Annotated in this window: 23 protein-coding genes and 1 riboswitch; of the genes, 3 read left to right on the plus strand and 20 right to left on the minus strand. The window is 34.9% G+C overall.

The window, feature by feature from the left end; all coding sequences use genetic code 11:
• Nucleotides 1–98: 98 nt before the first annotated feature.
• The 6 genes from ACFX5U_RS00545 to ACFX5U_RS00570 all read right to left on the minus strand — a co-directional run bounded on the left by ACFX5U_RS00545 (nucleotide 99) and on the right by ACFX5U_RS00570 (nucleotide 6386).
• On the minus strand, nucleotides 99–974 hold the full coding sequence (locus ACFX5U_RS00545) for a gamma-glutamyltransferase family protein (RefSeq protein ID WP_400262247.1): 876 nt from the start codon (nucleotides 972–974) through the stop codon (nucleotides 99–101).
• A gap of 10 nt (nucleotides 975–984) precedes the next feature.
• A complete protein-coding gene (locus tag ACFX5U_RS00550) occupies nucleotides 985–1800 on the minus strand; it encodes a gamma-glutamyltransferase (protein WP_400262248.1) in 816 nt (271 codons plus the stop codon).
• Nucleotides 1801–1802: 2 nt separating this feature from the next.
• Entirely contained in the window at nucleotides 1803–2855 is a 1053-nt protein-coding gene (locus tag ACFX5U_RS00555; RefSeq protein ID WP_144243246.1) for a hypothetical protein, read from the minus strand.
• Between the two features lie 171 nt (nucleotides 2856–3026).
• Nucleotides 3027–3353 (minus strand): nucleotide pyrophosphohydrolase, encoded by a 327-nt coding sequence (locus ACFX5U_RS00560; RefSeq protein ID WP_038695397.1) that lies wholly within the window; start codon nucleotides 3351–3353, stop codon nucleotides 3027–3029.
• A 4-nt stretch (nucleotides 3354–3357) separates the two neighbouring features.
• Nucleotides 3358–3816: a D-aminoacyl-tRNA deacylase gene (gene dtd, locus ACFX5U_RS00565; protein WP_038695399.1), complete on the minus strand. Its 459-nt coding sequence runs from the start codon at nucleotides 3814–3816 to the stop codon at nucleotides 3358–3360.
• Between the two features lie 149 nt (nucleotides 3817–3965).
• The gene (locus ACFX5U_RS00570) at nucleotides 3966–6386 is read right to left on the minus strand and encodes a TonB-dependent receptor (protein ID WP_400262249.1); all 2421 of its coding nucleotides are present in this window, start codon (nucleotides 6384–6386) and stop codon (nucleotides 3966–3968) included.
• Nucleotides 6387–6445: 59 nt separating this feature from the next.
• Nucleotides 6446–6570: riboswitch (TPP riboswitch) on the minus strand.
• A 604-nt stretch (nucleotides 6571–7174) separates the two neighbouring features.
• Here ACFX5U_RS00570 and ACFX5U_RS00575 point away from each other — a divergent pair.
• The 3 genes from ACFX5U_RS00575 to ACFX5U_RS00585 are packed head-to-tail and all read left to right on the plus strand — an operon-like array spanning nucleotide 7175 to nucleotide 10195.
• Complete coding sequence (locus ACFX5U_RS00575) at nucleotides 7175–8344, plus strand: amidohydrolase family protein (RefSeq protein ID WP_235212328.1); 1170 nt, start codon at nucleotides 7175–7177, stop codon at nucleotides 8342–8344.
• Between the two features lie 34 nt (nucleotides 8345–8378).
• On the plus strand, nucleotides 8379–8660 hold the full coding sequence (locus ACFX5U_RS00580) for an acylphosphatase (protein ID WP_038695403.1): 282 nt from the start codon (nucleotides 8379–8381) through the stop codon (nucleotides 8658–8660).
• 11 nt (nucleotides 8661–8671) lie between these two features.
• Entirely contained in the window at nucleotides 8672–10195 is a 1524-nt protein-coding gene (locus ACFX5U_RS00585) for an oligosaccharide flippase family protein (RefSeq protein WP_081918287.1), read from the plus strand.
• Here ACFX5U_RS00585 and dusB read toward each other — a convergent pair.
• The 14 genes from dusB to ACFX5U_RS00655 form a co-directional block, all read right to left on the minus strand.
• The gene (gene dusB / locus ACFX5U_RS00590) at nucleotides 10192–11190 is read right to left on the minus strand and encodes a tRNA dihydrouridine synthase DusB (RefSeq protein WP_038695405.1); all 999 of its coding nucleotides are present in this window, start codon (nucleotides 11188–11190) and stop codon (nucleotides 10192–10194) included. The two genes, ACFX5U_RS00585 and dusB, sit on opposite strands and share 4 nt — an antisense overlap.
• Before the next feature lie 310 nt (nucleotides 11191–11500).
• The gene (locus ACFX5U_RS00595) at nucleotides 11501–13945 is read right to left on the minus strand and encodes a TonB-dependent receptor domain-containing protein (RefSeq protein ID WP_400262250.1); all 2445 of its coding nucleotides are present in this window, start codon (nucleotides 13943–13945) and stop codon (nucleotides 11501–11503) included.
• A 10-nt stretch (nucleotides 13946–13955) separates the two neighbouring features.
• On the minus strand, nucleotides 13956–15089 hold the full coding sequence (locus ACFX5U_RS00600; protein ID WP_400262251.1) for a PepSY-associated TM helix domain-containing protein: 1134 nt from the start codon (nucleotides 15087–15089) through the stop codon (nucleotides 13956–13958).
• A gap of 83 nt (nucleotides 15090–15172) precedes the next feature.
• Nucleotides 15173–16429, minus strand: a complete 1257-nt coding sequence (locus ACFX5U_RS00605) for a DUF4374 domain-containing protein (protein WP_400262252.1) — start codon at nucleotides 16427–16429, stop codon at nucleotides 15173–15175.
• A 26-nt stretch (nucleotides 16430–16455) separates the two neighbouring features.
• Nucleotides 16456–18846 carry a TonB-dependent receptor gene (locus ACFX5U_RS00610; protein WP_400262253.1) on the minus strand — a complete coding sequence of 797 codons (2391 nt, stop codon included), beginning with the start codon at nucleotides 18844–18846 and terminating at the stop codon, nucleotides 16456–16458.
• 561 nt (nucleotides 18847–19407) lie between these two features.
• Entirely contained in the window at nucleotides 19408–19605 is a 198-nt protein-coding gene (locus tag ACFX5U_RS00615; RefSeq protein ID WP_400263559.1) for a carboxypeptidase-like regulatory domain-containing protein, read from the minus strand.
• Between the two features lie 195 nt (nucleotides 19606–19800).
• Complete coding sequence (locus ACFX5U_RS00620; protein WP_284180524.1) at nucleotides 19801–20889, minus strand: DUF4374 domain-containing protein; 1089 nt, start codon at nucleotides 20887–20889, stop codon at nucleotides 19801–19803.
• A 147-nt stretch (nucleotides 20890–21036) separates the two neighbouring features.
• On the minus strand, nucleotides 21037–21675 hold the full coding sequence (locus ACFX5U_RS00625; protein WP_400262254.1) for a hypothetical protein: 639 nt from the start codon (nucleotides 21673–21675) through the stop codon (nucleotides 21037–21039).
• A gap of 43 nt (nucleotides 21676–21718) precedes the next feature.
• Nucleotides 21719–21958: a sigma-70 family RNA polymerase sigma factor gene (locus ACFX5U_RS00630; protein ID WP_400262255.1), complete on the minus strand. Its 240-nt coding sequence runs from the start codon at nucleotides 21956–21958 to the stop codon at nucleotides 21719–21721.
• Nucleotides 21864–22235 carry a hypothetical protein gene (locus ACFX5U_RS00635; RefSeq protein WP_400263635.1) on the minus strand — a complete coding sequence of 124 codons (372 nt, stop codon included), beginning with the start codon at nucleotides 22233–22235 and terminating at the stop codon, nucleotides 21864–21866. Before ACFX5U_RS00635 ends, ACFX5U_RS00630 begins: the two co-directional genes overlap by 95 nt.
• 73 nt (nucleotides 22236–22308) lie before the next feature.
• A complete protein-coding gene (gene trpC / locus ACFX5U_RS00640) occupies nucleotides 22309–23091 on the minus strand; it encodes an indole-3-glycerol phosphate synthase TrpC (protein ID WP_400262256.1) in 783 nt (260 codons plus the stop codon).
• Between the two features lie 2 nt (nucleotides 23092–23093).
• The gene (locus tag ACFX5U_RS00645) at nucleotides 23094–23669 is read right to left on the minus strand and encodes an aminodeoxychorismate/anthranilate synthase component II (RefSeq protein WP_280571198.1); all 576 of its coding nucleotides are present in this window, start codon (nucleotides 23667–23669) and stop codon (nucleotides 23094–23096) included.
• Nucleotides 23656–23955: a chorismate mutase gene (locus ACFX5U_RS00650; RefSeq protein WP_280571196.1), complete on the minus strand. Its 300-nt coding sequence runs from the start codon at nucleotides 23953–23955 to the stop codon at nucleotides 23656–23658. The genes ACFX5U_RS00645 and ACFX5U_RS00650 overlap by 14 nt, the downstream gene beginning before the upstream one ends.
• Complete coding sequence (locus ACFX5U_RS00655) at nucleotides 23952–25355, minus strand: anthranilate synthase component I family protein (RefSeq protein WP_038695426.1); 1404 nt, start codon at nucleotides 25353–25355, stop codon at nucleotides 23952–23954. Before ACFX5U_RS00655 ends, ACFX5U_RS00650 begins: the two co-directional genes overlap by 4 nt.
• Nucleotides 25356–25563 lie beyond the last annotated feature (208 nt).

Raw genomic sequence — 25563 nt, forward strand, 5'->3', positions numbered from 1 at the left:
CATTCTTCTTAAGAATATAATAAAGCCCTGTTACAACTTTGTAACAGGGCTTTATTTTTTTAGTAAGGCGTTATTTGTAATAGCCTTGTTATTGATAATTAAAAACCAGCTGCAGTATCGTCACCCCTGGGGTCTGCACCTGTCTGTAATTTTCCGTTCGGTAAACGGATGATATTCTCAACTCGTCCAATATTACCGCGTGGAGAAATTTTGTATCCAGCGTTTTCCAATGATTTCCTTACTTTAGATGCTATTGCTTTTTTCTCTACGTCAATATGATCTGGTAGCCATTGATGATGAAAACGTGGGGCAGTAACCGATTGTTGCGCGTTTTGATGGAAGTCAATGACATTAATAATGGTCTGGAAGACTGAGGTCATTATGGTGGAGCCTCCTGGTGTTCCAACAACCATATAGAGTTCCTTATCTTTTTCTACAATTGTTGGTGTCATGGAGCTTAACATTCTTTTATTGGGTTCAATCGCATTTGCTTTTCCGCCAACAAGACCATAGATATTAGGAACTCCTGGTTTAACGGAGAAGTCATCCATCTCATCATTTAATATAAAACCAGCTCCTGTTACAAAAACACGGGAGCCATATGAGTTGTTAAGTGTAGTGGTGATGGAAACTGCATTTCCTTCGGGGTCTACGATGCTAAAATGTGTGGTTTCTTCTGATTCATATCCAGGAAATTTAGCGGCTTTTACATCTGTGCTTGGTGTCGCCTTTGCTAAACTTATCGCTTTTAATCTGTTGTTGTTGAAAATAGAATCTGTAAGTTCTTTTACGGGTACGCGAATGAAGTCGGGGTCGCCTAGGTATGCTGCTCTGTCGGCGTAAATACGACGTTCTGCTTCAACCATTACCCGAATGGTAGAATCACTTTGGAACCCCCATTTTGTTAGCGGGAACTGTGCTACAGATTGTAAGAGCGCAACTAAAGCGGGGCCGCCACTTGAAGGGGGCGCCATGCATATGATTTTATGTCCCCGATAGTACCCTGTAACTGGTTTCTCGCCAAACGGCATGGTAATTTTCCAAGTCATTATGGTTGATAATGCCATTGGCACTCTTCATTTCTTTAACAATCAGGTCGGCTGTAATACCTTTATAAAAGCCATCGCGACCTTGTTCCGCGATTCTTTTAATGGTATTGGCTAGTTCTTGTTGCTGAAATACATCATTTGTTTTCCAGTTTGTTGTTTTAAGTATGGGTGCACCATCAGGATTGTATTTTTCAAAACTTTCTTTAAAATGGTTAAATTCTTCCGCTTGTTGTTTGGTGATTTGAAAACCATTTTGAGCTAATGCAATTGCTGGAGCTAGCAATGTTTTCCAATCTAGTTTTCCGTATTTATTATGGGCTTCAACCATCCCTGCAACAGAGCCAGGTACTCCAGCGGACAAATGTCCATAAACACTTAAATTTTCAATGACATTCCCCTGCTTATCCAAATACATATCTGCATATCCTTTTTCGGGCGATTTTTCTCTAAAGTCCAAGGCATTGACCTCGCCTTTATTACTTCGATAGACCATAAAGCCGCCGCCGCCAATATTTCCCGCATTTGGGTATACAACGGCTAATGCAAATTGTACTGCAACAGCAGCATCAATAGCATTTCCTCCCATTTTTAAGATGTCTACACCTACTTTTGACGCGAGGGGATGAGCGGTAACAACTGCTGCTTTGTCAAATGTTTCTGGATTTTTACTGAGTCTATGTGATACACTGCAAGATTGAGCAAATAAAGCTGCGCCTGTTATCCATATATAAAACCTGTATTTTTTTATCATCTTTAGTCGGTTACGGGGTGTATTTTTTCAAAATTCCCATCTAAATGGTCAATTTTAATTTTATATTTTTTGACATGATTAGGAGCCGATCCCATACCAATTCCGACCATACCACCACCAAATCCTGAACCTATGGAAGCGGAGACAAAGATATTAGTGCTGTTCTCATCTACTAGTCCATAAAAATAATATTCATCATTTTGCATAACGAGTGGATAGTAACCGTAATTTGTGGAGATATAGGTCTCATCATTATCGACAATAGCATATATCTGGGAGTCTTTTAATTTGACAATCTTTCCCTTATCATTCGTGTAATAATAATACTTGATTCTTCCTTTGGAATCTCTCTTATCTGCAAGAGGGTGATTGGGTTTCTGGAATTTAAGGCTCTCGTAATCCAAGTAAATACCATCTACTAGATGCTCGGCTGAATATAAGGGCAATTGCTCTTTTTCTTTATAATCGATATTTTTGATATCATGGATTGATAGTGATTCAGGTGATGATATCTGGGCAGCGAGGTTTGTACGAATAAAGGAATCAATAATATAACTTCCCTTTTTTAATAATTTGTTGGAAACGTCTAATCCAGAAACTTGAAAGCTACTATCGATGTGGTTAATCGAGAAGTAATAGTTTCCCTTTTTTTGATAGAGGTTAGCTCGAAAATCGAAAAATCCTTTTTCTTTTATTCCACCGCCTATTTCGGAGAAGGAGAGTCTTCTGATCTGCAGTAAGAGCGTGTCACTGTTTTGGCTAGTTTGCGTAACCGTTTCCAAATATCTCTGTAATTGCTCTTCAAGAGCCGGGTTAGCAATAACTTTTGCAGATTTCCCTAGAAAACCTTTTTGTATGATACCATAATGAGTGGTGTCATTCCTGGAATCAAGTACATATATTTTTCTAAAATTACTTTCTAGTACGACATCATTCGAGTCATATTGAAGTTTAAATTCTTTATCTCGGTCTTGAGCTGCAGCTTGCAATCCAATCATTAAGATTGTAAATAGCAAATGGTATTTTAATGTATGGAGGTAATTTGTGAAATTCATTTCCAAAGGGAATTAATGATCTGCATTAAAGATAAAGAAATTAAAAGGCTGTATCAAGTTTCTTGATACAGCCTTTCAACAGTTCTCGATGGAACTGTATTAAAATTAATTTGGTACTAATATAAACGATTAATGCTGCCAAATTGTTGTGTGTTGTGAAGGATTAAAATATTATTTTAATTTATCATTGTTCTTATGGCGATCGGCATCCCGTATTGATTTCTTTTCTAAATTTTTTTCTAAAGCATCTGTCAAATCGATTCCAGTTTGGTTTGCCAAACACATCAATACAAACAGAACATCGGCCATTTCATCTGCGAGATTTACTTCCTTATCCGACTTCTTAAATGATTGTTCCCCATATTGTCGAGCCATTATTCTAGCGACTTCTCCAACCTCCTCCATGAGCATTGCAGTATTGGTTAACTCATTGAAATAACGAACTCCTGTCGTGTTAATCCACTTGTCAATGGTTTCTTGTGCTTCTTTTATTGTCATTGTATTAGAAATTATCTTTATCTTCTGTGTTCATTATAATTGTAACGGGGCCATCATTTAACAAATCAATTTTCATATCAGCTCCAAAGATGCCCTGTTGTACTTCTTTCCCCAATAAAATAGTGAGATAATCTGCCAATTGATCATACATTGGTTGTGCTTTATCTGGTTTGGCGGCACGTGTAAAGGAGGGACGATTTCCTTTTTTGGTTTGTGCAAATAAAGTGAATTGTGAAATGAGTAAGATGTTGCCAGAAATATCAAGAACCGATTTGTTCATCAGGCCTTTATCATCATTGAATATACGGAGATTGACAAATTTTTGAGCCATCCACTTCATGCTTTCGGTGGTATCTTCATCTGCAATTCCGATTAGGATTAATAGACCATCTTTAATTTGCCCTGTGATCGTGTTATCGACCGAACAGCTGGCCCTAGAAACTCGTTGTATTACTGCACGCATATAGCAATATTAAGAAAAATATTATTAAATACGATTCTCTCGCTTCTATTGCGGAAAGGTGTTGGACTGCGATGAACAATCGGAAAGATTATGGTTTGTACGTATTAACCACTGAGGTCTATATCAATATATAGACCTCAGTGGTTGGACTAAAATTTGACATTTACACTTAACATATAATTTGTTGTAGCTTGAGGATAATAGAAATTAAAGGATTTGCGTGTGTCGCCATCCATGTATCCCCATGTGTAGCCATTTGTCTCGTACTTTTCATTCAAGATATTATTGATCATTAGTCCAATGCCTATATTTTTCACTCCTAAAATTGAGAAGCTGTAATTCATTCTTATATTGTTGACAAAAGATGGATTAATACTTCTCTCTTTAGCTGAGGTATTATCTAGATATTGTCTTGAAATATATTTAGATATTAATGCAAGTTCTAATGAATGAAATGGGCTATATGAAAATTCACTCGATATTATGGTAGCTGGGGAGAGTGCAATATCTGTTCGTTTTAGTATTTCACCGCTTGTTTCATCTGAAAAGTTTTTTATTTTATTTTCGCTAAATGCTGCTGTTGCTTTCCATCCAAATCTATTCGAAATTTTCCATGCAGCGTCTAGTTCTATACCTAAACGGTAACTATTAGGAATGTTTATTCTTAGTGTTGAACCTACATCATTTAGGGCACCTGTAGGGATGAGCTGGTCTTTGTAGAACATCCCGTAAAAGTTAGTTCCCAAGTTGAATTTATCATTTTTGAGTCGATAGCCAAGCTCCAAATCTTGCATTTTCTCGGGCTTTGGGTTGTGTCCTAATAGATCGATAAAATCATTACGAACAGGTTCCTTACTGGCATAGGCATAAGAAGCGTATAAATTTGAATGCTCATTTAATAGGTAAGTGAAACCCAACTTTGGATTTAAAAAGTTGAATTTTCTATGAAAATCCATTGCTTTGATTTTATCATCATCACCTTTAATGGTGTAACTAATATTTCGATACTGTATATCCGCAAATAATAGCCAGTTATTTAACGTAAGGTCTGCTTTTAAAAATGTGCTGGCATCGTTTTTTTTGGCATTATTTAAATAATATTTATCTCCTAAATTACTGGTCGAAGCATATTCGGCCCAGATGACTTCACCATAATGATCACCTTTGTACTGATTTATAGCACCTCCCCATGTAAATTTTAAATATTCAGATGGATTGTAGTTGAATGAAAAGGTTGTCCCATAAAAATGATTATCTAACCATCTTCTCCTTATTAAATCTGTTTTGGATATGGTATCTGCACTTATAATGACAGGAGGCAGATTGTATTTGGATAATTTTTCCTCGGGGCGAAACTCTTCATAATAACCGGCTCCTCTGGTGTAATGCAAAGCAGCATTGAATGTCAACTTCTCATTAATAAAGTTACTGTAATGTAGTTGATGGTGTGTTTGTGTGTAATTGTCGGTTTGATTTTTGTATAAATACTTGTTATAAGTTCGGCCCGAGTTTAATAGATTTTCTGTTTCCTCGGCAGTATAGCCATCATTACTGGCATAGTCTTTCATTCCTTCTACATCATTTTTAAGTCTTGGTTCGGGAGTTCCATACCAAGATTGAAAGGTTTGTTCTTTACCTGAGAACACGATTGCCTTTAAAATATGCTTATCGCTATAATAGCCACCATCGACATAGAATGATTTTAGGTTAGACGATGCACGGTCAATATACCCATCACTTAATATACGGGAAAGTCGAACATTGAATGCAAATTTATCGTTCAAAAGCCCTGAACCAATTTTTAACGTATTTTTCCAGGAGTTATAAGAACCAAAGGAGTTGTTGAATTCTACGCTTGGCTCTTTATCCAATATATTGGACTGTATATTCAGTGAAGCTCCAAATGAACCGGCTCCATTTGTAGAGGTACCTATACCTCTTTGTATTTGGATACTTTCGGTGGAAGAAGCAAAATCTGGAAGGTTGACGAAGAATGAACCCATACTTTCTGCATCATTGAGCGGTATACCATTTAGCGTAACGTTTATGCGCGCATTGTCAGAACCACGAATTCGCATACTGGTATAGCCGATACCAGCTCCGGCATCGGATCCAATCACTACAGAGGGTGTCTGATCTAACAGGTAAGGAATGTCTTGTCCGACATTGTTTTTAGCAATGTCTTCTTTGGTCAGATTTTTATAGGTTGTAGAAGAATTGCTTTTGGCACGTGTTGCTTGTACAATAATTTCCTCGGTCTTTATCATATGAGGATTAAGGTAAATTTCTAATGTTTTATTGCCAAGTAAATTGAATTGTTTTTTTTCGGGGCTGTAACCTATATAGGATATAGCAACGTCATATTTTCCATTGGATAGCTCAGAAAATTTTGATATTCCATTTCGATCCGATATCGAAGTTCTAATCTGACTATTTATCAGGTTGATACTAGCACCCTGCAAAGTCTTTTTCGTTACATTGTCTAATACTTTGATAGTAAGATTGTTCTGCGCATAAGAGGATAGCGCTATACCTAAAAATACTACTGTGTTGATTAAATTTTTAATCATGTTTTTTTAATTGAATTTTGAGTTAAACAACTATTGCAAGGGGTTACAACAGTTTTTACTTATTTAACTAACCTTTTCCCTCCGCCAGCATTATCTGGATCAGGTGCACAATACAAACCGTATTGTTGGGTATATTCTCAGCCTTTATTCGTGTTCTTAGAACAAGGCACCCCTTATTGATATGCGAAGTTATCAAATAATATCAGTACTAAAAAGATTAAGTGTAATTTCCTGAATTAGTGAGAGGGAGCGAGTTTTTAGGTATTCGTATATAAATAAGAAATTATGATATAGATTTAGTATCGTCTTATTAAGTCATTTGGGATTAAGCTTAAAAAGAATGTTTAATTTCTAATGTGAAAGTTCTGAATTGTTAAATCAAAATTCATCTATTGGAGTAGTTTACTGTCATTGCGTCAGTGAATAGCTACAAATTTTACATTATATCTGTAGAAAGTGTTTTTTTTGATAATTAATTGGCCGTAATTAAACTTATTTCATATCTTCAATAAATATGCTAAAATTTAATTATTTAGCTGTTTGTGATTATTTTTAGCAATTAAAGAATTTATATTAAACCTGAAATTCATTTGAAATTCGTTTAGGTTAATGTAAGTAAGTTGTTTTTTAACTTTTATCATGATTAAATAATTAAACTATTTATGTAAGTTTGATTTTTTTAATGGTAATAATTTTTTTACTAAACTTTGGCACGAATTTTAACGTTATTAATCACAATTGCTTTACATTAACCTGAATGTAAAGTGATTCTTAAAGTTTTTATGATAATGAAATATTTTAGCGCTAACTATATCTTACCAATTACATCTTTGCCAATTAAAGATGGAGTGGTGAAAGTAAATGATGATGGAGAAATTCTAGGTATTTATGAGAGTAAGTCGATGGAATTGAAGGGCCAGCATATTGAAAAATTTGATGGAGTTATTGTTCCGGGATTTATCAATGCGCATTGTCATTTAGAATTGTCCCACATGAAGGGTGCGATTCCGCAAAAAACTGGATTACCAGCTTTTCTTACTAGTGTTATGACCAGTCGAACTTCTTCACTGAAAGTGATTGATAAGGCCATGGCTGCTGCGGATGAACAAATGTATAACAATGGTATCGTAGCGGTAGCTGACCATGCAAATACGGATAATACTTCTAAGATTAAGGAATCTAGTAAAATCCTATACCACACTTTTGTTGAATTTTTTGGTGTAGAACCAGACGAGGCTGACGGCAAATTGCAAGAGGCAAAAGATTTGATACACGAATTTGACCCTGCGCATTCGTCAATTACTCCTCATGCGCCATACTCTTGCTCTAAGATTCTACTTAAAAAATTTAAGAAAGCTGTTCCTGATGTCAATATTATTAGTATTCATAACCAAGAAAGTGATGAAGAGAATAAATTATTTAGATATAAAACGGGTGAGTTTTTAGATTTTTTTAAAAAAATAGGTAAGAATCCTGATTTATTCAAGGCTCAGGCACGTAATTCAATACAATCTTATTTACCGTATTTGCCTCATCCTAATAAGTTGATTCTAGTGCATAATACTTACACTTCGTTAAAGGATTTGGATTTTGTAGATAGAATGGGACGTGATATTGTTTGGTGTTTTTGCCCGAAAGCTAATCTATATATTGAGGGGCAATTACCTAAAGTGCTCAATTTTGTGAATGATAATCAGAAAATTGTAATAGGTACAGATAGTTTAGCATCTAATGATTCGCTATCAATTTTAGATGAGCTTAAAGTCTTGCATAAACATTTTGAAAGTTTAGATTTTCAGCAGACGATTCAATGGGCCACGATTAACGGAGCGCAAGCTTTGAATATCGATGATCAATTTGGATCAATTGAAATAGGTAAAAAACCAGGTTTGGTGTTATTGAAAAATATGGAACACTTTAGGTTAACGGATAAAGTTTCTGTACAACGATTAGCATAATAAAATACTCAAAATCTTCTGTACTTTTGTTGATATGAAACATTTCAATATTTCTATCAAGGGAAAAGTACAGGGGGTTTACTTTAGACTCTCTACAAAAGCTGTAGCGGACCAATTGGGAGTTAAGGGGTTTGTGAAAAACGTGGCCGATGGTTCTGTTTATGTAGAGGCTGAAGGTGATGATTTTGCATTGACTTCCTTAGTTGAATTCTGTGAAGAGGGACCTGAACGTGCAGAGGTAGAAGAGGTGACATGTGAAGAGGGAGATTGGAAGGGATTTAAGAATTTTGAAGTGCTTAAATTATCATCTAAATAAATTCTACCATCTTGTCTGTTTTTAAGAAATTTGCGGGTCAAACTCTGATTTATGGTTTAAGTACCATTATTTCCAGATTGCTGAATTTTGTTCTAACGCCTATATTTGTTCGTAAATTTGAAGCTTCCACCTATGGAATCTTTACGAATATGTATTCTTGGGCTGCGATGATCAATGCCTTCCTTGCCTTTGGCATGGAGACAACCTATTTTAGATATTTACAGAAAGTAAAAGATGAAGATAAATCAAAAGTTTTCAATAATAGTTTTGTTGTTACTATTTTTACTTCTCTAATTTTTCTGATAACGATTCTTCTCTTTTCTCATGATATTGCCATTTGGTTTGCCAAAGAAAATATTGACTCTATACGCGAATATAAGAGCTATGTTTATTTTGTAGGTTTAACGTTAGTGGTGGATGCATTGGCGGTAGTTCCTTTTGCAAAGGTTCGTGCTAATGGACGACCAATGCGCTATGGTGTATTGAAGCTTGTAAATATCATCACTTTTGTCGTGTTAAATCTAACCTTCATTGTATTCATTCCTTATTTACTTAAACATTTTCCGGCTATTTCCTCTTACTTTTCATCTTGGTATGTTGATTCGTGGTTGGGATATGTTTTTATATCAAATTTTGTTGCCAGTACATTGACCTTATTGATGTTATTACCGGAGATAAGAACCTTCAGTTTTAAGGTTGATAAAGTCTTGCTAGGGGATATGTTTCGGTATAGTTTTCCGATTTTAATTGCAAATATATCTTATATCATCAATGAGAATTTGGATAAGATAATGATGCCTGAGCTTTTGCCTAAAGATATTGCTGATCGAGATGTTGGAATATATGGGGCTATTGCTAAAATCGCTGTTTTTTTAAGCATTTTCGTCCAAGCATTTCGCTTAGGAGCTGAACCTTTCTTCTTTTCCTATTCAAAAAATGAAAATTCGAGACAGGTTTATGCAGTAATTATGGAGTATTTTGTGATAGCTATGATGATTGTTATGATTGGGCTATCAGTCAATATCGACTGGTTGAAGTATTTTATCCAAGGAGGTTCGCCTAAGGAAAGTGCGGAATATTGGTCGGGCTTGTTCATTATTCCTGTTATTCTTTTCAACTATGTTATGCTTGGGATTTATATGAATCTCTCTGTTTGGTACAAATTATCCGATCAAACTCGTTACGGTTTATATATATCTGGAATAGGTGCTTTATTGACAGTTTTTCTTTGCTATATATTTATACCTCAATATAGTTATGTTGGTGCAATATTCGTCACTTCTGTCACGTATATAGTGATGGTATTTTTATCTTATTTTTGGGGGCAAAGAAATTACCCTATTCCTTATAAGCTATTTAAAATAGCGGCTTACATGTTGGTTGGTGTTGCTATAGTGTATATTCATTATACAGCTTTTGATCGTAATTTTTGGATAGGGAATGGGCTGTTGTTAGGCTATATATTGGGAGCTGCTTTTGTGGAGAAAAAAACGGTTATGAAAATGTTGGGGCAAAAAGATAGAAGCGATTTTTAAAAAATCGCTTCTTCTACAAAATTATGTTGGATTTCGTCCAAAACTTCTTGAATCTCTTCAAACGTCTGTAGACTAACAAGGCGCATTCTATATTCTTTAAAATTTGGAATACCCTTGAAATAATTCGAGTAATGGCGACGCATTTCGAAAATACCTGTTTTTGGTCCTTTCCATTCAATTGATTTGACCAAATGCGTTCTGCATACATCAACACGCTCGGTTATTGTGGGACCTTCCAATCGTTCACCGGTTTTGAAAAAGTGCTTAATCTCTCTAAATATCCATGGATAGCCAATAGAAGCGCGTCCAATCATAATGCCATCAATTTCATATTCTTGACGCCATGCTACTGCTTTTTCTAAAGAATCTACATCTCCATTTCCGAAAATAGGGATTTTAATTCGAGGATTACGTTTGATATCACGAATCATAGACCAATCAGCTTGTCCTTTGTACATTTGAGCGCGTGTACGGCCATGAATGGATAATGCCTTGATTCCTATGTCCTGTAAGCGTTCAGCAACCTCATATACGTTCTTTGTATCATCATCCCAACCCAGTCTAGTTTTTACAGTAACGGGTAGGTGAGTAGAATCGACAACTGCTTTTGTCATCGCTACCATGCGGTCTATATCTTGTAGTAGACTTGCACCTGCTCCACGACAGGCAACGTTTTTAACTGGACAACCGTAATTAATATCTATTAAGTCTGGATTTGCTAAAGTGCAAATTTCAGAAGATTGCCTCATATGTTCGATTTCGGAACCAAAGATTTGTATTCCTATTGGTCTTTCGTATTCGAAGATGTCTAACTTTTTACGTGATTTTGCGGCATCGCGAATTAATCCCTCAGAAGAAATAAATTCAGTATACATCATATCTACCCCATTTTGCTTACAAACAAAACGGAAGGGTGGATCACTCACATCCTCCATCGGTGCTAGTAACAAAGGGAATTCTCCTAAATCTATATTTTCGCCAATCTTAACAGACATATTATATTTTTTTACAAAGATAGTAAATTTGAAATTGTTCTATTTATGCTGTTTTTGATATGAATGTCATATGATGATAGATTAAGGGAAGTACTACTTTATTATTTGAGATTATAACGTAACAGTTTATAGGTAAAGGGATGCTCTACATGTACAGATTAATTAATGTAAGTATAAATAATGAAATTTGTGAAGGTATGAAGTTTTTGCGCTCTTTTAATAATTAGAAATAAAAACAGTTATCAACTTGTCTTGATAGCTGTTTTTATTTAAAACTGATATGGGAAGCCCAGTTGGATTGTCTTGACTTTTATAATCTATTTTTTATATCTTCAGAACCTGTCGACCGTTCCTTTGCTTTGTTATTAGAGCCTCCAAATCGATAGTTGAATGATAAAATTGCTGTTCTACTATCTGGATTAGATTTTCCTACTAATCTTACCGCATTTGAAATGGTTTCATATCTACGGGTATTGGTATGGAATATATCATTGACAACTAGCTTGATCGTTGCTTTTTTATTTAAGATATTCTTCTGTATCCCGGTATAAACTAGTCCGTAGCTTTTGATCTTGCTTAAACCAATGGTCAATCCGGAGTTATAATTACCGCCGATTTCTAAAGACCAATCTTTTGTTAGTTTGAAACTATTTTGTGTGTTTAATGATAACGTATTGCCTGATCTTTTAATTAATTCATCTTCTTGTGGAATCTCATATTCGTTTCTGTAATAGTTCGCAAAATGTGTAGCTGTCCACCAGGAAAAGAATTGTGTGGGGGCCATGAATGATATTCCATAATTTTTGAATGAACCAATATTTTCGGGTCTTTCAAAAGTGATCTGTTGATTCGTCGGGTCTAATCCTATGATATCATTTACGACATTAGATCGGTCGGCATAATTTAACGTAAATATATATTTGCTAGCTAGCGTATAGTTGGCTTCATAAGCGTGCTCGTATGCTGGGTCTAGTTTTGAGTTGCCTTCTGAATAGGAGAAGGGATCTGTATAGACACGGAATGGATTTAGACTCCAGAATGATGGACGTTCAACACGATAACTGTAGCTTAATTGTACTTTATGATTAGTACTGATATTGTAAGATATAAATGCTGATGGGAAAAATTTTAAATAATCTTTTGAGAACCGATCATTTAGAGTAATCTGATTGCCATTCGTAGAGGTGTGTTCTGCACGTACACCTACTTGTGTTGATAGTTTATTCCATGTTTTCGAAAGATTAACATATCCAGCCTGTATCGTTTCTTTATAAATGAAATGGTTGCTTGTCGAATGATCGGAAACACGATTACCATTTTCTTGTAGCGTATCATACTGTAGATCATTTTCTGTTCGAATGTGACTTGCTTTCCAACCTGTTTCTAATTTAAAGTGTTCATTAAAGGGAAGAGTATAATCAATTTTTGCTACGTAAACTCTACTATCCGAAGGAATATCACCAATACGCGATGATTTATGAGGTATCGGTTCTAGTTTTTCATTCTTGTACTCGGTTGTTAGTGTTTGATCCATTTTGGAATGATGGTCAATCATATCAAAATCGACTTTCAATTCATGACCTGTCTCATTAAACTTCAGGTTATAATTGATGTTATACAACATGTCTTCCCATCTTTCCTTTCCTTCGGTTATGGTAGAGGCGGACCAGATGAGGTCTTTTGTTTCATAATTTCTAAAATGATTGGTGGTTGGTTCGTATTTTGGATATTTACCAAATCCTCCGTTTATTAAGAATCCTAAGGTTTGCTTTGGACTAATGTAAAAGTCCATTCCTACCCTGAAATTATTAGATCGTAGTTTCGGTTGGATTTTATTTTCTTGTTGAGAGAAGGTTTCTGGTTCTGTTTGTGAATTTCTATAGAAATAGCGTGTTAATGAATTGTAATATTCTAGATTTTGAAAATATTGATTGTAATTTCCGAATATGTTTACTTTGTCCGTTCTGTAGTTCAAGTCTAAACTTCCTCCTAGGTGTAAACTGCGACCTGCTCCCATATTACCGGAGGCAGTGCCATTCCATCCTTGTTTCAATCCTTTTTTCAATACGATATTGATTATGCCTGATGTTCCTGCAGCATCTTGTTTGGCATTTGGATTGGTCATAACTTCAATTTTTGTAATGTCGTTTGACGATGTGCTTCTTAACAAATTGGCGAGTTGATCAGCAGAAAGGTAGGTGAGTTTTCCATTGATCATTATAGAAGCACCTGATTTTCCTTTTAAACTGAAGGTTCCATTATCACCTAGACTTATGCCTGGAATTTTGGTCAGTAATTCTAATCCACTATTACCGTCTGCCAGTATAGAGTTTTCTATATTAAAAACGGTTTTGTCTTGATGTTGTTCTATAAATTGTTTGCGTTTACTGATGACTACTTCAGCAAGGTAAGCCGTATTTTGAAGGATTATTATTTTTCCAAAATTGTATTCGTTGATACTTTCACTTAATTTGAAATGTGAAGTTGTGAAGTCTTGGTGTGTCATGTTTTTTATATGCACGTAGTAATTTCCAAATGAAGTGCTTTGAAAAATGAAATTTCCAGTGCTATCTGCGATTATAATTTTTGCGACAGTTCCATCATGAACATGATGTAAGCTTACTTGTGCGTGGGGTACAGGTGCTGTTTGTTCATCCAGGATGCGACCAAAGATTTTAGTGGTTTTTTGTGCGTGTGCAAAAAATAAGGTGAAAACTAAAAATAGAGTGAGAAGGTATCTGTAATGATGAAACATGTCTGCAAGATTAAGATGTTATGGAATGAACTGGTTTTGATTTTTTCACTGTTTTTTTCTTTTTCCCCCACCAGATATAAAAACCAGTAACAGGTAATGTTGCGCAGATGAGTGATGCTAAAAAGTAGATAATTTTAGTTGTCATCCCGCCTATGAAGCCTGTATGCAAAGCATAATTTGCTCGCATGAGCCATTCAGTGGTATTGGCATCATCAATTGGGCCTTGTCTTCTACCTGTTAGTTCTAAAGTATTGCGGTCGAAATTTAAATCTCGCCATATTCCGTTTTCCATATCTGTGCACGCATATACTGCTTTATCTTCTTCTTCGGGATAGTGTATAATAACAGCTTCTTTATTATGGCGTGCGTATTCATGACGTACTTTATACCAGATTTTATCGGCAACTATTAGCGCATCGTTTAATGGTTGATCTATAGGTATTTTTTTTTCGACTTTTTCTGTTTTTGGCTTGTTTGGATAGCCACCACTAAGCCAAACTACTGATTGACGCATCCATGGAAAGCTCATGATTAAACCTGTAAGGGACATGATTAATGCGATAGTGAGGGCATAAAAGCCTAATACATTGTGAAGGTCGTAATTAACCCGTTTGAATCGTGCCTTCCATTTTATAGAAAAACTTTGTGCTCTAGATTTTTTGTTCCATTTTTTTGGCCACCATAGAATAAGGCCTGTTATTAATAGTGAAAAGAATATAAGCGTACTCCATCCTACGACTTGACGACCTATTTTGTTTGGCATCCATAGATGACGGTGCCCTTCATCCATAAAATGAAAGAAATCTTCATGGTTGACTATGGCCATTATCTCGGCAGTATAAGGGTTGACATAGACTAAGCTATCGGAGTGGTCTAAACTTACTTTTACTGATTTATCTAAACCGTAATACCAGGAACTAGTTATTTCTTTGTCTGGAATAGCTGCCTTTACGGCTTTATAGATTTCAGAGGGCGGAAGCTGATTTTCAGATTTTTGTGCTTCTACGCGGATATAATTTGTGGTGAGTTCTTTGATGTCATGTTCAAAGACAAGTACACAGCCGGTTATACTTAGGATAACAACAGGTATGCCTGCAGCTAATCCTAACCAAAGATGCAGCCATGCATTAATTTTGCTGAGCATAATGATTTAAAGTGCTATTTATTAAAGTGATGACATTTATTCTGTCAATGTATTTCTTTGACAGAATAAATGGATTTTAAATTTTAATAATTGATTTTACTCATGGAAGAAATACCTGATACGCCAACAAATTTTAAACCTCTGTTCGCTGTCGCATTATTAATGTCAATTGAGTAAGTGTAGTATTGTTTGTCTTCAAGATTTTGACAGGTATAGTAAGCCTTGCTACCGTCTTTTTCAACAAATACGACATCTTTATATCCTTGTTGTTCATGAGCAGGAACTTCTTTTATTTCTGTCATTTTTTTCGTTTGGATATCTACAATATATAATTTTACTAATCCACCACCTATACCTTCAGCCTGCTCACCTTTATTATAGACTGTCATTAAAAATTTGTTGTCTTTAAGATAGCTTCCTCTTGCAATTTTTCCATTGCCTAATGATTCAATATCAAAATAGTAGTCTTTATCAAACTCATCTGTTCCTTTCTTAATTCTTAGGAATCCAGATTTGTTTTTAGAAGCTAAAGATGCTTCATTTGCAGAGAACCAAACGTACGCATCACCTTTGTCGTCTACAGCTAGACCTTGTTGTGCCCACCAGTTCCCAATATGTGAACCACGACCGTCTTTTATGGTTTTTTCGAATTCTAGCTCAGGATAAGAGAAGATACCGATGTAAGTGGTGTCGGTGGTGGTGAAATTACCACCCCAATTGTTTGACCCGTCGCCAGATTGAAAAGGAATATATATTTTATTTCCTACCTGAAATACGCCAGTCCAGATGGCCATCCTTTTTTCGCCTAAGACTTTAGATAGATCTACCGTATTTTTATTTGCTATTGAAAAATTTTGCGCATCATAATTTCTTAAAGTCGCAACAGGATTGACAATACTTCTATTGGTTGTGCCCAAAATAATATTTTTATCTCCAAAATGGCCATAAATACCTGCAGTTTCTGCATTTACCTGTTCGTCTTTAAGTCTCTGTAGCTCTCCTTTACTGTCAATGTTATAGGGTGTTATCGGACCTTGTCCGCCATATGTTAATCCGAAGATATGGTTGTTCTGGTTGATAAATGAGAGCTCTGTTGCAGGCATACCATTGCCTACAATGCTAATAGAACCATCGTTTACATTATCTGTTGCTAAGATGTAATTGCCTGTAGTTCCAGCCTCGCCGCTACCTTGTCCATTTACTATAAATACAAATTTCTCTCTTTTTCCAGAATTTCCAGTATCGCCTCCTCCATCAGAAGGATTGTCTTTTGAACATGCTGTAATGGCTAAAACGCCACATGCTAGTGTTAGCATTTTTAAAGTGTTGAACTTTTTCATTGTCATTTATTTTTGAATTGTGATTGTTATTTTGTGCGTATAAAGTATCTCAACTTAAGATTGAACGATCTACTTGGTTTTTGCATTTCAAAATTGTCAAATCGTGTTGCATCGGTCAGGTTATTACATTCTATAGCGATGTTGTATTTACCAGAAGCTAGAGAGTAAATGATATTGACATCATGTGATACCTGTGTTGGGATTCTATATCTTTGAGATGGGGTGGCCAAACTTGGCCAATCTAAAAAGAACTCATGTATATACTGGAGGTTATAGCCTACCGTTAAAGTATTATTCTGTTTGCCTAAATGGTGAAAATAGTAGGCCGCGTCAGCATTACCATATAGATAGGGCATATTGGGCATTCTATCCTTGTAGATACTACTTTGTATGATTTGCGATGGTTCAACTTTAGTTGTGTTAATCAGGTTTTGGTAGGTCATATTACCTCCGACTGAAAACTGGTTCTTGAAATAATATTTTAAATTAATATCAACGCTATTATTTTTTACACTTCTTAGATTGGCACTTTTAAGCTCTCTTTTATTATTGCTACTTAGTGGTCCTACATGCTGACGTATAAAATCTTTGGCGTTGCGGTATATGTAATTGGCATCTATAACAAGTTGATGGTTCTTCTGTAATTTTATAGCGTAGGATAAACCTAAATTGATATTGTCACTACTCTCAGGTCTTAGCGTAGGATTGCCGCTGATATTTATAGCGTCACCAAATAATTCGGTATTATCTGGAAGTCTGTACGCTTTCTCATAGGAAGCTTTTAGTTGAATGTCTGGATTCAAGAAATAGGAAGTTGCTAAGCCATATCCGATTTTATTGATTGCTATTTCCACGTTCTCATATACTTCTTTCTCTAATTCATTGAAGTATTTTCCGTTTTGATTGTAGTTTTTTAGAAAAATATTGGTATCCCAATGATTACTCATCGAAGTTCTGTATCCGATTCCGGTAATGTTTTTTGTTGTTTTGCGAGGGAGCTTATTTACTTCTAAATCTGGATAGTAATGATCTTTTCCTTTTCTGTCAAATGTTGTCAGCAAATGATTGATCATAATGCTATTGTTATCGTTGAGAGCATAAGAAATATTCGCAGAAAGGTTACCATTATTGTTTTTGTAGCGGTAATCTGTTAAGTCATTCTCTCCTCCAGGAGCATTTGGGTCTTTGGGGTTTTTGGGCGTGCTTTCTCCTGTCCAAGTGAATCTTCTTGGAACAGTGTCCAAGCTTCTTTCTTTACCAAAATTGTATCGAGCGTTTATGGTGACATCTAAACCTGCTATCAATAAATTTCTTTTGATGTATTTAAAAGTTGGCTGTACAATGTTTCCAAGGCTTTCTCGACCTCCATATACATCTTCCATATTATTACCCGTCTGGATTTCTTTCTTATTTTGACCGAGGGTAATACCAACAAGGAGCTGATCGGCGTGTTTTTTATTTGAAACGCCCATGTTATAAACGAAGGTTTCATTTCTGTACGCATCGTGGAAACGTTTTGTTCTTTCGGCAGGATAAAACTTTCCAGTGTCAAAATCGTATGATCTTACATTTACCAAGTAACTGTTGTCTGAATAATTTTGAAAAGCGGAAAGCATCATTGTAAAGCCATTGTCTGCAATGTATCCGGCATTTACTGAGGTTTTGTGGGTATTGAATGAGCCATATGAGTATGAAGCATCTAAGTATTTCCCTGGTTGATTTTTCGTGACAATGTTTACGGCACCACCTAATGCATCACCTCCTAACCATACGGGAACGACTCCTTTGTAGACTTCTACTCGTTCAGCAAAGTTGATAGGTATGTTGTTTAGCTGAAAGGATGATCCAAAATTATCCATTGGAATTCCATCAACAAATAATTTGACCTGGTTTCCTGAAAAGCCATTTAAGCTAAAATTCATATTTGATCCTACACCACCTGACTCTCGTAATCTGACGCCTGATATACGATTTAGCGCCTGACCAATATCCATTGTTGTATTGTACAATTTCTTCGCATCAATTGCTGTGACATTAAATGGTTGTTTTTGTATTTCTTTTGCTTCAGATCGCGCAACGATCTCTACTTCATCCATTGTTGTATGTTGTGACGCCAATTGTATAGGTAACAACTCGATTGTTTTTTGATTAATACGGAAGGTCTTGTCTTTAGCTTGGAATCCAACAGCTGATACACGTATAGTATAGTTGGAAAAAGCGATATTTTTTATTGAAAATAAACCATTCTTATCTGTCTGAGTTATTTGGCTTGTTCCGATAATTGTTATTGTTGCACCTTCAATGGGTACATTTGAAGTTGTGCTTACTTTTCCATTTAATTCTCCTAACTGCTGCGCATTAGAAGTAAACGATATGATCAAGAATAGATTTAACCATATTATTTTTAATTTTAACATCCCTTATTTAGATTAATTATACATAGAGATGTTGCGTAACTCTAAATTTACCGAAGGTTAAATTTTAAAAAAGATTATGAGTTAGGCTATGTACTTATCTGATAGGCCATTAATCTGTTAATTTTTTGTTGGTATTTTTAATTCTCTTGGATTAAGCTAATCTGTAAAGTGTTTTTTTAATTAATGGAGAAGAATTAGGTACTTGTAAAACCGAGAGGTTCGTTCAAATTGTTATACTTGAATCTTGTAGGGTGCAGGTAAATTGTGCTATGAAGATAAAAATCAGTCTTATAGCTCTGAGGAAGTAATTACACGACTGATTAAAGACATTTAGGGTTTTAATATATTGAATAGATTGGTATTTTATAATTTCACCATTTTGGTAACAATATTTATGCCTTCAATTTTTAAGCCTTTGGTAGTTGGTCCGGTAACTGTATTATAGTTATATATAATATCTTATTTTAAATTACCGGCTATTTATATGTAATATCCATATTATGGTTTGCAAACTGATTCTTTAATTTTCGTGTTTTCAGATCTACCGTTAATCTGGACAGTTTACAGCTTTTTCTCGATAGGACGAAGAAACAGTTTTAAAGTTTTATTTAGGTTTGAAATTACTTGAATTTCCTTTTCCAGATTGCTGTAACCTATTGCTGTGATTATAAGGTGATATCTGCCCGGAGGTATTTGATTTAAACGGGAAAAGCCATATTGATCTGTTATTTTTCCTGTTGTCGTATTTTTTAGACTGATACGTGCTTAAGGAATGGGACTGTAATCAAGGACATTGTATAGGCTACCGTGAATGATACTATATTGTTGAGTGTAAGTACCAAAAGAAGAAATAAGCAATATACATATTGATATCGCTTTTAAATTTGACATAAGATAATTAGATTAAATGCGCATTAGCTATAACGTAACTCTAAATTTACCGACGAATAAAAATTAATTTAATTTGTCTATACGAACGATGAAATCTGTTTCTTTGTCTAGTTTTAGTCCCGTGCTGATTTTTTTAGTAAGGATATTGTATATCCATACTTGATGATTATCGTCTTTATCGTCGATGGTTATGTATGCTTTACCATTCTCAACAAGAACAGATTCTTTTCGTGTGCCTTTGTCATAAGGTAGTTTCAGCTTTGTTGTGGTTTGTTTCAAAAGATCTACAACATAATATTCAAACTGATAGGTGGAATGATGATCACTGAAATCATTGTAAAGGTCTTTTCTCTCGCTACGGATAATAGCTTCATTGTTGCCTAAGTACCACATGCCATAGGCGTGATTTTGGGTAGCAGCAGTTAGATTGAAGAAATAGGTTGAATCTACTTTAGTTGTATCTTTTGGGATCCGAAAGATTGCAGTGGGTTTACTCAGGTTATTCCCTAAGGCAATTCCTGGACAACTCATAAAATAGAAATTCCCATTTTCATCGGCAAAACTATAGGATTGTACTGTATTAATACCTCCTGGATACGTTGATCTGTTATCTTTTTGTATAGCTCTTATTTGCAGATTCTCTGGATTTAGCGTTGCCATATACATGGTATCAATGGTCGTGAAATCGGTTTCATTGAATACTTTATTGTAGGTATACCCAATGATTAAGTTATTGTGATGTAATGTGCTGAAGCCTATGGATACTGTTGTAAAATTAGGTGGAGGTGATGGCAAAGGTATTTCTTCTTTTTGTAGGATTTCAAACCTTTTTACATCTATCTTATAATAGTGCAGTTTGCTATAGGTTTTATTATCAAGTGTAAAAATCAGTAAAGTATCTTTTCCTTGCCAATTTATATTTTCTATATGTTGGTCAGACATCGGGATTGCCGCGATTTCTGTCAATGCATTTTCTTTAATTGAAAATTTCCTGAATTTTTCACTTTTTATATGATAGAAAAAACCTTCATGTATGATTATGCTTCTATCAAAATACTGTGTTGGTACGTCGATACCATTTTTTAGGATATCCATCGTTCCCGAGTCAATGGAGTTAGTTGTTAAGATTGTATTTCCTAAATCCTTATTCATGATATACAGACTGTATTTGTTGGTCGTGCTGTTGACTTGGTCTCGATTCGAACAACCAATAAAAAAAACTATTAATAAAAGAAGAGAAAATTTAGAAATAAGTTTTAATTGCATGAAAATTGGTGTTATTAAGGCTTATTATATTTTTTATATAATGTTAAACTGTAATTTAAGTTGATTCTGTATTGTTGGTGCTAAAAAAGTAAGCTCCGATTGAGAAAAAATAATTTGCTTTCCTGTATTTTTAGAGTTTAGAATGAAATAAGTTTCTCCATTTTTTAATTCTTTTTTCTGGCTAGTCCCGATAAGATTAAATTCAAAATCTTTCTTTGGAATGATGACCATTGTACCTATTGAAAAAAATTCCCCTGTTTCTAAATTAATCCTTGCTGTAGCATGCTTTGCTAAAATTAGTTCATAACTATTTTTTTTAAAATATTTTGAATCTGGACTTGTACTATTATCAAAGGTAGCATAACTAATTTCGTTGTCTATGCTGCTTTTAGATATAAAGAAGCCAAATATTATTAAGAGTGAAGCAGCTATAGAAATGTAACACAAGAGTTTTGTTCTCCTGGAATCTTTTATAATTGCTATAGGTTCATTTATATAAGGTACTATGTTTCCCCAGATTTGTGATTGCATGTGGGACTTGTCAATTTGAGGAATTGGCAGTGGTGTAAAGTCGAAAGTATCATCCATTAACCAATCTTCCACAAGATTTCTTTCTTCCGGAGTGCATTGGTTTAAATGATATTTTTCTATCAACTTATGATCAACTTGCATGGTAATGTATACTTCTTACAAAAATACAGGATTTCTTTTTTATTTAATTAATATAATCATTCAATTCGGTTTTTAACGTCTTTAAAGCTTTGGATATATGATATTCTACTGCTCTTTCTGAAATAAGAAGTTTATTGGCAATTTCTTTATTCGTTAAGCCTTGATCTCTACTCATTTGAAAAACATTCTTACATTGAGCAGGTAATTTGTTGACTAATGTCGAGATTTTTTGTGATAGCTCTTCGGCAATTAACGGATATTCCAAGTAGTAGTTTCTGCGCATTATTGCTGAAATTTTCTAAATGCTGTTGACGAGTAACTTTGTTTCGAATATATTCAAATGTTTTTAGTTTAACAGCCCTTATCAAGTACCGCTCAACTTCTTTTAGACGAAGATCATCGCGACGTTCCCATAATGATTTAAAAACCTCTTGAACAATCTCTTTTGCTACTTCTTCATCTTGGATATTTTTTAGACAAAAAGCAAACATACCTTCCCAATACTGAAGGTATATTTGCTCAAAGTTTTCTTTATTAATGATAAAAATTTTTGTTTCCAAAATAAGAAGTGGCTACTTAATCTGTGCTTTAAGTAGCAAATATACTCTTATTTAGATTCGTTTTAAATAATTTTTAGATTTCTTTTATAAATTCAACCAGGGCTTTACCTGGATTAGTAGTCTTCATGAAGGTTTCTCCAATGAGAAAAGAGTGGTAGCCGGCTTTTTTTAAATCACGGATAGTAACAGGGTCTGAAATTCCACTTTCGGATATTTTTATGTAAGAGTTTGGAATCTTATCGACTAAATCATAGGAATGACTTAGTGATACTGTGAAGTCTTTTAAATTCCGGTTATTAACACCGATGGCATCTATTGTTTCAAACAAATTACGATTTAACTCTTCTTCATTATGAACCTCCAGTAGCACATTTAAGCCAAGAGACTTTGCATAAAAGGAAAGCTCTTTAACTTCCTCAGTGGACAAACATGCTGCAATAAGTAGAATAATATCAGCACCATAGGCTTTTGCCTCTGCAATTTGATATTTATCTACAATAAATTCTTTACGAAGCAATGGTATGGTCAATACGGCACGAGCTGCTTTTAAATCGTCCAAACTACCTTGAAAAAAATCTGCATCTGTTAAGACAGATATTGCAGATGCTCCAGCGTCTTGATACCCTTTTACAACTTCGGAAACGCTATTTGTATCGTTGATAATACCCTTTGATGGTGAGGCTCTTTTGTATTCTGAAATAATCCCAGTTCTTCGCGAATCAAGTATTGATTCTTTTAAGGAGTAACACGTCCTGTTAAAAAGTGGATACTGGCTTAGTTCTTCAATTGAAATTTTTGCCTTAGCTTCTCTGACTTCGACGTGCTTCCTTTCAACTATTTTATCTAAAATTGTCATTTTTAATTTTTTAACCAATTTTCAATTATTTTTTTACCATTTTCAGTTAAGACTGATTCAGGATGAAATTGTAACCCTTTAACATCGAGTTTTTTATGAGATAGGGCCATAATGACACCATCTTCATCTGTAGCTGTTACCTTAAGTGTTTCGGGAAGTGATGAAGGTTCTACTGCCCAAGAATGATAGCGTGCAATTTTACTATGGTTGGTATAACCTTCGAACAATTTTTCAGATGGGTCTGTAATGATTAAATCTGTTGCAACACCGTGTAAAGGTCTAGGCATATTATAGAGTTTCCCGCCAAAAACTTCTGCGATGGCCTGTTGACCAAGACAGATTCCCAATATGCTTTTAGTTTCTGCGTACTTACGGATAACCTCTAATAATAAGCCAGCTTCTTCGGGAATGCCAGGACCTGGTGATAGTAAAATCTTGTTGAATTCCGCTACATCTTCTAAATTGAATTTATCATTTCTCCAAACCGTATACTCTTGATCACACTCTTGTAACAAATGAACTAAATTGTACGTAAATGAATCGTAGTTATCGATTACTAATATTTTATGATTGCTCATGGAAAATTTCTGTTTCTAAATTAATGAAATGTTTGATAATAGTCTGGAATATATTTTCTACCAGTGTTGCTTCAATATGTAAGGAATTGGCCCACTCACTTCTCTGTTCGAACATATTGATTACTCTTTGATCCGCTTTAACTTCTTCTAATGAAGATTTATATTGAGCGGCTTGTTGCACATATTTTGCACGTTGCGCAATAAGTTCAATGATCCTATAATCGATACAATCTATTGAACTACGAACGTGTGATAGGTTATCACAATACTCTAAAGGTCTAATCATAACGTTTCTGCTAACTCTAAAGCTTTTCTCAATGCGGCTATTTTATTATTTACTTCCTGCAATTCCATTTCAGGGTCTGAATCTAGCACGATTCCGCCACCAGCTTGATAATTTAGTAAGTTTTGCTTACTTAAAAAGGAACGAATCATAATGGCATGATTAAAGTCACCGTTGAAGCCCATATATCCGATTGCTCCACTGTAAAACGAACGTTGCTGACCTTCATATCTATCAATTAATGTTAATGCCATATGTTTAGGTGCACCACTCAATGTTCCGGCTGGATAGGTGTCTCCAACAACATCAAATGGATTAACATCAGATTTTAATTTGCCTGATACCTTCGATACCAAATGAATGACATGCGAGTAGTATTGTGCCTCTTTATAGGATTTTACTTCTACCTGATTACAATGTCTACTTAAATCGTTTCGTGCTAAATCTACTAACATAACATGCTCAGCAGATTCTTTAGGGTCGTTTTTAAGTTTTTCTGCTAGCTTAATATCTTCCTCCATATTGCCTGTACGTTTAAATGTCCCAGCGATAGGGTATATTGTTGCTTCTCCATTTTTAATGGTTAACTGTGCCTCAGGAGATGAACCAAATAGCTTGAAATTACCGTAATCAAAGTAGAACAAGTAGGGAGAAGGGTTGATCGATCGTAGTGCACGGTATACATTAAACTCATCACCTAGAAATGGCGTAGAAAAGGCACGTGAAGGCACAATTTGAAAGACATCGCCTCGCTGAATATGTTCTTTTACTTTTTTTACGAGTTCCCGATGTTCTTCATCCGTTCGATTGGAAGATTCCTCACCGGTTATGCGAAATGTATATTCTGGAAAGTTTTTATTTTGGATTAAATATTGAAGTTTTTCCAATTCTGATTCTTCGTCATTTAATAAGTGTTCAAATACATAGAGTTCGTTGCGGAAATGGTCAATCGCTATCACATATTTATACACATGATATTGCATATGCGGAATATCCAATTTTGGACTTGGGGCTGTGGTTAATTTGATGTCTTCGAAATGTTCGATTGCATCAAATGTGAAATAACCGAACAGACCATTAGAAATGATATTTCGTTCTGTAGTGTTGGTTACAGCAAATGCTTTTCTGAAGCTAGCAACCTCTTCCTTTAGATTGATCTCTTTCTTGCTCTTGATGGTGATTTTTTCGTTTGGATAGGCAATTTCTAATTGCGTTTTATCTAATTTTATATGTGCAATAGACTGACAACAGATGTAACTGATGTTATTATCCCTGCTATGATAGTCAGAGCTTTCTAGTAATATGCTATTTGGAAAGACATCACGTAATCTAAGATAGATGCTAACCGGAGTCGTCGTATCAGCAAGCAATTTTTTGAGATTTGTTTTAAACGTGTATTTCATTTTATTCTTAATTTTTAAACATAAAAAAACCCGACACTGAGTAGCATCGGGTTTGAACTTCCATAAATGGTTTTGGTTGATTATGAAATATTTTTGACAATACCAATTAGTCCCCGATGCTTATTGCTTCAGGCCACCACCAATTTGTATATGTTCTAATTGTCGTCATTGTATCACAAATTTATAAAAAAAAATGATTAAGCAAACT

This window comes from Sphingobacterium sp. SG20118 (assembly GCF_044740685.1).
In the GTDB taxonomy this organism is placed as follows: Bacteria; Bacteroidota; Bacteroidia; order Sphingobacteriales; family Sphingobacteriaceae; genus Sphingobacterium.